9 protein-coding genes are annotated in these 7,498 nt (G+C 61.8%); 3 read left to right on the forward strand and 6 right to left on the reverse strand.

Annotated features, from left to right (window positions below; genetic code table 11):
- Positions 1 to 753: NAD-dependent epimerase/dehydratase family protein (locus tag EPO09_RS20955; RefSeq protein ID WP_290646329.1), on the reverse strand; the 753-nt coding region annotated here is incomplete at its 3' end.
- Positions 754 to 826: 73 nt separating this feature from the next.
- Here EPO09_RS20955 and EPO09_RS20960 point away from each other — a divergent pair.
- Genes EPO09_RS20960 through EPO09_RS20970 form a run of 3 tightly spaced genes read left to right on the forward strand, consistent with a single transcriptional unit; the run spans position 827 to position 3,347 of the window.
- Positions 827 to 1,870 (forward strand): CDP-6-deoxy-delta-3,4-glucoseen reductase, encoded by a 1,044-nt coding sequence (locus EPO09_RS20960; protein WP_290646331.1) that lies wholly within the window; start codon positions 827 to 829, stop codon positions 1,868 to 1,870.
- Positions 1,871 to 1,905: 35 nt separating this feature from the next.
- Positions 1,906 to 2,322 carry an HIT family protein gene (locus EPO09_RS20965; RefSeq protein WP_290646333.1) on the forward strand — a complete coding sequence of 139 codons (417 nt, stop codon included), beginning with the start codon at positions 1,906 to 1,908 and terminating at the stop codon, positions 2,320 to 2,322.
- 11 nt (positions 2,323 to 2,333) lie between these two features.
- Positions 2,334 to 3,347, forward strand: a complete 1,014-nt coding sequence (locus EPO09_RS20970) for an acyltransferase (RefSeq protein WP_290646335.1) — start codon at positions 2,334 to 2,336, stop codon at positions 3,345 to 3,347.
- A 14-nt stretch (positions 3,348 to 3,361) separates the two neighbouring features.
- Here EPO09_RS20970 and EPO09_RS20975 read toward each other — a convergent pair whose 3' ends face one another.
- From EPO09_RS20975 to EPO09_RS20995, 5 genes are all read right to left on the reverse strand, one after another.
- Positions 3,362 to 4,099 carry an ABC transporter ATP-binding protein gene (locus EPO09_RS20975; protein ID WP_290646345.1) on the reverse strand — a complete coding sequence of 246 codons (738 nt, stop codon included), beginning with the start codon at positions 4,097 to 4,099 and terminating at the stop codon, positions 3,362 to 3,364.
- Between the two features lie 61 nt (positions 4,100 to 4,160).
- Positions 4,161 to 4,943 (reverse strand): ABC transporter ATP-binding protein, encoded by a 783-nt coding sequence (locus EPO09_RS20980; protein ID WP_290646337.1) that lies wholly within the window; start codon positions 4,941 to 4,943, stop codon positions 4,161 to 4,163.
- On the reverse strand, positions 4,940 to 6,037 hold the full coding sequence (locus tag EPO09_RS20985; RefSeq protein WP_290646339.1) for an ABC transporter ATP-binding protein: 1,098 nt from the start codon (positions 6,035 to 6,037) through the stop codon (positions 4,940 to 4,942). The genes EPO09_RS20980 and EPO09_RS20985 overlap by 4 nt, the downstream gene beginning before the upstream one ends.
- An 11-nt stretch (positions 6,038 to 6,048) precedes the next feature.
- Positions 6,049 to 6,972 carry a branched-chain amino acid ABC transporter permease gene (locus EPO09_RS20990; protein WP_290646341.1) on the reverse strand — a complete coding sequence of 308 codons (924 nt, stop codon included), beginning with the start codon at positions 6,970 to 6,972 and terminating at the stop codon, positions 6,049 to 6,051.
- A gap of 68 nt (positions 6,973 to 7,040) precedes the next feature.
- On the reverse strand, positions 7,041 to 7,498 hold a 458-nt coding region (locus EPO09_RS20995), incomplete at its 5' end, for an aldehyde dehydrogenase family protein (protein WP_290646343.1).

Consider the following 7,498-nt stretch of genomic DNA (forward strand, 5'->3'; position numbering starts at 1 on the left):
GCCGAAGTGATCGGCCACCCAGTCAAAGTAATCGCCCATGCGCATGTCCGTGTCATCACAGGCATGCACCACACGCCCTGGCAGGCCTCGCCACAAGGCCGCCACACAGGCCCGAGCCAGATCATCGGCATGGATGTGGTTGGTGTAGACGTCATCCTCAGGGCGCAACAAGGGGCTGCCCTTGCGCACACGCTCACGCGGATCCCCGCCCTCACGATCCAGTGCATAGATGCCCGGGATGCGCAGGATGCTGGCGCGCGAGCCCGACCTCATCACCTGCCTGCGGCCCCACCATCGCACCTGGCTTTCCGCATGCACGCGGCGGCGGCCTCGATCGGTAGCTGGTGCCACCGCACGGGTCTCATCGAACAAGGCGCCCTGGGCATCGCCATACACGCCCGAGGTGCTGCCGTAGACGAAGGCGCGCACGCCACCACGTCGACTCAAGGCTTCCAGCAAGCGGGCCGTGCGTGGGTCCGTGGCGCCAGAACCCGGTGGCGGAGCCAGATGCAGCACACGGGTAGCCAAGCCAGCCAGTCGCCCCAGGCTCGCCGCCTGATCCAGGTTGCCGATCAGCGGCACGATGCCCGCTTGACGCAATGCATCTACCTTGTCTGGCCGCGAGGTCAGCGCCAGCACGCGGCAACGTGGCAACAGTTGGCGAGCGGCACGTGCGCCCACATCCCCGCAGCCCACGATCAGCACACGCGTTTGACGAAACCGGGTATGTCGTGCGGGTTGGGGGTAGAACATGGCGGGCTGGTTCAAAGTCTGAGCGAAAATCGATCCCCGTGATTTTGAGGCCATCTTCATCGAGGTTGTGTTCATGAGTTTTTCCGTCACCATCGCCCCCAGCAACCGCAGCTTCACCATGCAGCGGGACGAGACGGTATTGAGTGCCGCCATCAACGCCAACATCGGCTTGCCCTATGGCTGCAAGGACGGCGCCTGCGGCTCCTGCAAATGCAAGCTGATCGAAGGCCGGGTGATCCACGGCGCGCATCAGGAAAAAGCACTGAGCCCCAAGGAAGAAGAAGCCGGCTACATGCTGACTTGCTGCGCCACCCCCCAGACCGATCTGGTGCTGGAGTGCAAGCAGGTCGTGGGCATGGGCGATCACCCCGTGGTCAAGATGCCCACGCGGCTGACCCGTCTCACACGGCTCGCACCCGACGTGATGGTGCTGCGCCTGCAACTGCCCGCCACCAATAACTTCGGCTTTCGCGCCGGGCAGTTCATCGAATTCATCCTGAAAGACGGCCAGCGCCGCAGCTACTCGATGGCCAACGCACCACATGCCGTCAAGGAGGCCGGGCCTGAGGGCATCGAACTGCACATCCGCCACATGCCAGGAGGCGTGTTCACCGATCAGGTCTTCGGCACCATGAAAGAAAAGGACATCCTGCGCGTGGAAGGCCCGTTCGGCACCTTCTTCCTGCGCGATGAATCCGAGCGCCCCGTGGTACTGCTGGGCTCGGGCACTGGCTTTGCGCCGCTCAAGGCCATCATCGAAGACATGCGCCACAAAGGCATCAGCCGCCCGACCAAGCTTTACTGGGGCTGCCGCAGCAAGGCCGATCTGTACATGCATGACTGGGCCGAGCAACAAGCTGCCGAGCTGCCCTGGCTGACGTATGTGCCAGTGTTGTCGGACGCCAAGCCGGAGGACAACTGGACGGGCCGCACGGGCCTTGTTCACCAGGCCGTGCTGGCCGATCTGCCGGATCTGTCAACCTACGAGGTGTATGCCTGCGGTGCCCCCATCATGGTGCAATCGGCCCGTGAAGACTTCATCGCCAAGGCCGGCCTGCCGGAAGAGTATTTCTATGCTGATGCGTTCACCAGTGCGGCTGACAAGGCCTCAAGCTGAACGTCTGTTGTGCCACACACTTCAAGGAGCCCCACATGAGCTACGACACGAACAACATCTTCGCCAAGATTCTGCGCGGCGAGATCCCCTGCATCAAACTGTATGAAGACGCGCACACGCTGGCCTTCATGGACATCATGCCGCAGACAGAAGGCCATGCCCTGGTGATTCCCAAGGAGCACGCAGAAACCGTGTTCGAACTGTCTGATGAGGCCGCCGCAGCCTGCATGGCCACCGTGCGCAAGATCGGCAACGCGCAGAAGAAAGGCCTGGGCGCCGATGGCGTGGTGCTGATGCAGCTCAATGGCCCGGGTGCCGGCCAGACCGTGCCGCACTTTCACATCCATGTGATCCCAGGTTCCATCGGGGATCTGCGCAAGCCACACGCCACCGTGATGGCAGATCAAGCGCATCTGAAGGCGCTGGCGGCGAAGATCGTGGCAGCTCTTTGATTGCGTCCAGCATGCCCGCAGCATCCATCAAACCCCAGGCTAGGCTCCACGCTCTGGACCTCATCCGAGGCCTTAGCATGCTCTACATCGTCGGGTTCTGGCACCTGTTCAATTACACCAAGGCGTACCCAGGTTACTTCAATCCAGTCACCACCCGACTGACAGTGGTCGTGTTGGGCTTGTTCACCTTGGTGTCTGGCTATTTGATGGGCAAAAAGGACATGAACCTCACAGGATCAAGCCTTCAGTCCTATTACCGTTCAAGGTTCTTGCGCATCTATCCGCCTTTTCTGGCAGCCTTGTCGATCTTCTTCGCCATGGGCGCCTTCAAGACTGGAACCTTGATCAAGTCGGCGTTGTTGTTGGCCATGTTCTGGGGGCCTACGCCGCCTACATTGTGGTTCATCACCATGATCGTGTGCTTTTACGCGATCGCACCTTGGATGATTCATGAGCGGGGCCAATCTGCCTGGCGCTACCTCGTGCTTGGCTTGATCATTCAACTGATTTTGCTGGCAAACGTGACCTTGGGTAGCCAGCCCGACGTACGCATCTGGATGTACTTCCCTTGCTTTGCCGCAGGTTTGTACATGGGCAAACACCCGGTCAGCCGGGCAGGCATTGGCACCACCTTGGCCGTACTGACTTTCGTCGGCAGCATCTTCCTGTCTGTTTTCGCTAGAGACACTGTGGAGCAAAGTTTGTGGAGCATGCCGATGGCCTTGTTTGGGGCTGTCACGGTTTTTTTGTTGTTAACCGGCCCCTGGCTGCGCATCACACGGCTGCCCGCTGTCGTGACGTATCTGAGCACTGCCAGCTATTTCATGTACCTGACGCATCGCCCGGTGCTCGTGGTCTTACACCGCATCTATCAGCCGACATCAGGCCCAGCACAGGTCGCATACCTGATGCTGGTCGGCATCCCATTCATCGTATGGGCCGCATGGCATCTCCAAAACCAGTACGACCGGCATATCGACTTGGTAGCCAGATTTTTTCTGCTGACACCATCAAAAAAAATATGATGTCAACTGAGATATCAAGCGCCCAGATACGCCGCCTGCACCTGCGGATTGCCCAGCAACTCGCGAGCCGCACCTGACAACGCCACCTCACCCGAATCGAGCACATAGGCGCGGTCGGCCATCTCCAGTGCACGGTGCGCGTTCTGCTCAACCAGCAGCACCGTGACGCCTTGTTTGGCCACATCGCGCACCACCTCAAAGATCTTGTCGACCATGATGGGTGACAGGCCCATCGATGGCTCGTCCAGCAACAGCAGCTTGGGGCGCGCCAGCAAGGCCCGGCCCATGGCCAGCATCTGCTGCTCGCCACCCGACAAGGTACCGGCCAGTTGCTTGCGCCGCTCTTTCAAGCGCGGGAAGCGCTGGTAGACCGATTCAGTATCCGCCTCGATCTGAGCCTTGTCCTTGCGCAGGTAAGCGCCCATGCGCAGGTTCTCGTCAATGCTCATGCGCGTGAAGATGCCTCGCCCTTCGGGCACCATGACCAGGCCTTGCGAGACCAGCTCCCAGGCACCCTGCCCCTTGACGCTGCGCCCTTGATAGAGCACCTCGCCAGCTTGTGGCGCAAGCAGGCCGCAGATGGCCTTGAGCGTGGTGGTCTTGCCGGCGCCGTTGGCACCGATCAGGCTGACCAGTTCACCCTCGTGCAATTCAAGGCTCAGGTTCTTGACCGCCTTGATGCCGCCATAGGCCACGCTCAGTTGCTGAATGGCCAGCAGGGGTTGCGTGGTGGGGCGAGGCGATTCGGTCATGTCGGGGAATGTCTGGTTGGGCGGCGTGGTGATCGGCATGGCAGGCAACGCAAAGTTCAGCTCACGCGGCCGGCTGATGGCCGGTACCCAGGTAGGCCGCGATCACAGCGGGATCACGCTGCACCTGATCCGGCAAACCGGATGCAATCAGCTTGCCCTGGTCCAGCACAGTGACGTGGTCGCACAGGCCCATGACCAGCTTCACGTCGTGCTCGATCAGCAGCACCGAACGCCCTTGCTGACGGATCCGCTCGATCAGCTCGCGCAACTGCAGCTTCTCGGTGGCGTTCATGCCGGCAGCGGGTTCATCCAGCGCGAGCAGCTTGGGCTCGGTGGCCAGCGCGCGGGCGATCTCCAGGCGGCGTTGGTCACCATAGCTGAGCGTGCGTGCGGTCTGGTTGGCCTTGCCGGCCAGGCCGACGAATTCGAGCAAAGCCATGGCATCGCGTGTGATCGTGGCTTCCTCATGCGTGAAGGCCTTGGTGCGCAGCAGCGCTTGCCACCAACCGACCTTGGTCCGCACATGGCGGCCCACGCGCACATTGTCGAGCGCGCTCATGTCGGCAAACAGGCGGATGTTCTGGAAGGTGCGTGCAATGCCAGCCTGCGCTACCTTGTGCACGGCCGTCGGCTTGTAGGTCTTGCCCGCCAGTTCAAAGCGCCCTTGATCAGAAGGCACCAGACCTGTGATCACATTGAAGAAGGTGGTCTTGCCCGCGCCATTGGGGCCGATCAGGCCATGCACATGGCCCGCCGTGATGCTCAGGCCCACATCGCTCAAGGCCTGCACGCCACCAAAGCGCTTGGACACACCCGCCACGGTCAACAAGGTAGCGCTGCTCATGCGCGGCCTCCTGTCTCGCCTTCATCAGGGATCAGACGATCTTCGTGACGCGGTGAAGGCCACAGGCCACGCGGGCGCATCAGCATGATGCCGATCATCGCCAAGGCCACCAGCAACTGGCGCAAGATGGCCGCATCCAGGCGCCCTTCTGTCATGGCCTGCAAAGGTCCCGCCACATGGCGCAGCACCTCGGGCAAAGCGGCCAGCAGGAAGGCGCCCAGGATCACGCCTGGAATGTGCCCCAGGCCGCCCAGCACCACCATGGCCACGACCAGCACGGACTCCTGCAAGCTGAAAGACTCCGGCGACACAAAGCCCTGGAAGCTGGCGAACAACACGCCGGACACGCCACCGAACATGGCCCCCAGGCCGAAGGCCAGCAGCTTCAGGTTGCGCGTGTTCAGGCCCATGGCCTTGGCGGCAATCTCGTCTTCACGGATGGCCATCCAGGCGCGCCCCAGACGCGAATCGTGCAAGCGCAGACACATGATCACGGCCACGACAACCACGACCAGGAACAGGTAGTAGTACAAGGTGACGGAAGGCAGGGTCAAGCCCGCCACATGCCATGGCTCACCCAGGCTCACGCCGCCCACGCTGATGGCGTCAATGCTGTTGATGCCTTTGGGGCCGTTGGTGATGTTGATGGGCGCATCCAGGTTGTTCATGAACACGCGGATGATTTCGCCGAAGCCCAGCGTCACGATGGCCAGGTAGTCGCCACGCAGCTTGAGCGTAGGCGCGCCCAGCAGCACACCAGCCAGCGCAGATACGCCAGCGGCAATCGGAATGGCCAACCAGATCGGCGTGTGCAAGCCGTGCGGAAACATCGCAGCAATCGCTGGGATGTTCTCGCTCAGATGAGGCGAAGCCAGCAGCGCGAACATGTAGGCGCCCACCGCATAGAAGGCGATGTAGCCCAGGTCCAGCAGGCCGGCAAAGCCCACCACGATGTTCAAGCCCAGCGCCAGCAGGATGTAGAGCAAGGCCGTGTCCACAATGCGCACCCAGGCCTCGCCGAAGCCTTGCAGAAGCAGCGGCAACACGGCCAGGGCCACGGCGCTGATCAGAAAGGTTTGCAGACGGTTCTTCATCGCCAGCTCCTTCATGCCCGATCGGCCACGCGCTCACCCAGCAGGCCTTGAGGCCGCAAGGTCAACACCAGAATCAGCACAGTGAAGGCAAAGATGTCCTGGTAGTTGCTGCCCAGCACACCGCCTGTCAGATCGCCGATGTAGCCCGCACCCATGGCTTCGATGACGCCCAGCAGTACACCGCCCACCATCGCGCCACCCAGGTTGCCGATGCCGCCAAATACGGCGGCCGTGAAAGCCTTCAGACCAGGCAGAAAGCCCATGGTGTGCTGCACCGAGCCATAGTTCGCGGCCCACATCACGCCCGCCAGCGCAGCCAGCGCGGCACCGATGATGAATGTCGCCGAGATGACTTTGTCGGGCTGCACGCCCATGAGTTGCGCCACACGCGGGTTCTCGGCCGTGGCGCGCATGGCCCGGCCCAGCTTCGTGCCATTGATCAGGAACATCAGGCCAGCCAGCGTCACGGCCGTCACACCCAGGATCAGGATCTGCACCATGTTGATCGTGGCGCCCATGATCTCGTAGGGATCGTCAGGCAGCAGGATCGGGTACGGCTTGTAGTCGGGCTTCCAGATGATCATGGCCAGGGTCTGCAGCAGCAGCGACATGCCCATGGCGGTGATCAGCGGTGCCAGGCGCGGCGCATTGCGCAGCGGCCGGTAAGCCAGCTTCTCGATCAGGTAGTTCAAGGCCATGCAAGCCAGCATCGCCACCACCAGCGAGATCGCAAGCAGAGCCCAGCCCGGCAGACCACAGTCAGCAAGTTTGGTGACGACCGTCCAGCTCACCAGGGCACCCACCATCAGCACCTCGCCGTGCGCGAAGTTGATGAGGTTGATGATCCCGTAGACCATGGTGTAGCCCAAGGCCACGAGCGCATACATGCTGCCCAGCACCAGGCCGTTGATCAGTTGTTGAATGAAGGTATCCACGAGCTTCGCGACATGCAAAAAGCCCGCCATGTAGGCGGGCTGAGATGATCAGGCGTGCGGATTATCGGTCAGAACAGCGATGGCAGACGCAGGGAATCCACTGTCCAGCGGATCATCTTTTGCTTCAGGCCCGTGTAGGGCGGGAAGAACATCTTGGCCATCAGCACCGGGCCGGACTTCAGCACGGCGCGTTCATGCGAGAAGGCCTTGAAGCCGAACTCGCCGTGGGCACTGCCGATGCCGGAGTTGTTCACGCCGCCGAACGGCAGGTTGCCGTGGGCGTAGTGCAGCACCACATGGTTGATGGCCACGCCGCCGGAGCTGGTCTGGGCCAGGATCTGGCGCATGCGCGCCTTGTTCTTGCTGAAGATGTACAGGGCCAACGGCTTGGGCGCCGCGTTGATCTGGCGCACCACCTCACCGATGTCGCGGTAGGTGATCACGGGCAGCACGGGGCCAAAGATTTCTTCCGACATGATGCTGGCGTTGGCCGGGGCCTGCTCGATCAGCGTGGGCGAGATATAGC

It is taken from the genome of Aquabacterium sp. (assembly GCF_004297345.1).
GTDB lineage: Bacteria > Pseudomonadota > Gammaproteobacteria > Burkholderiales > Burkholderiaceae_C > Aquabacterium.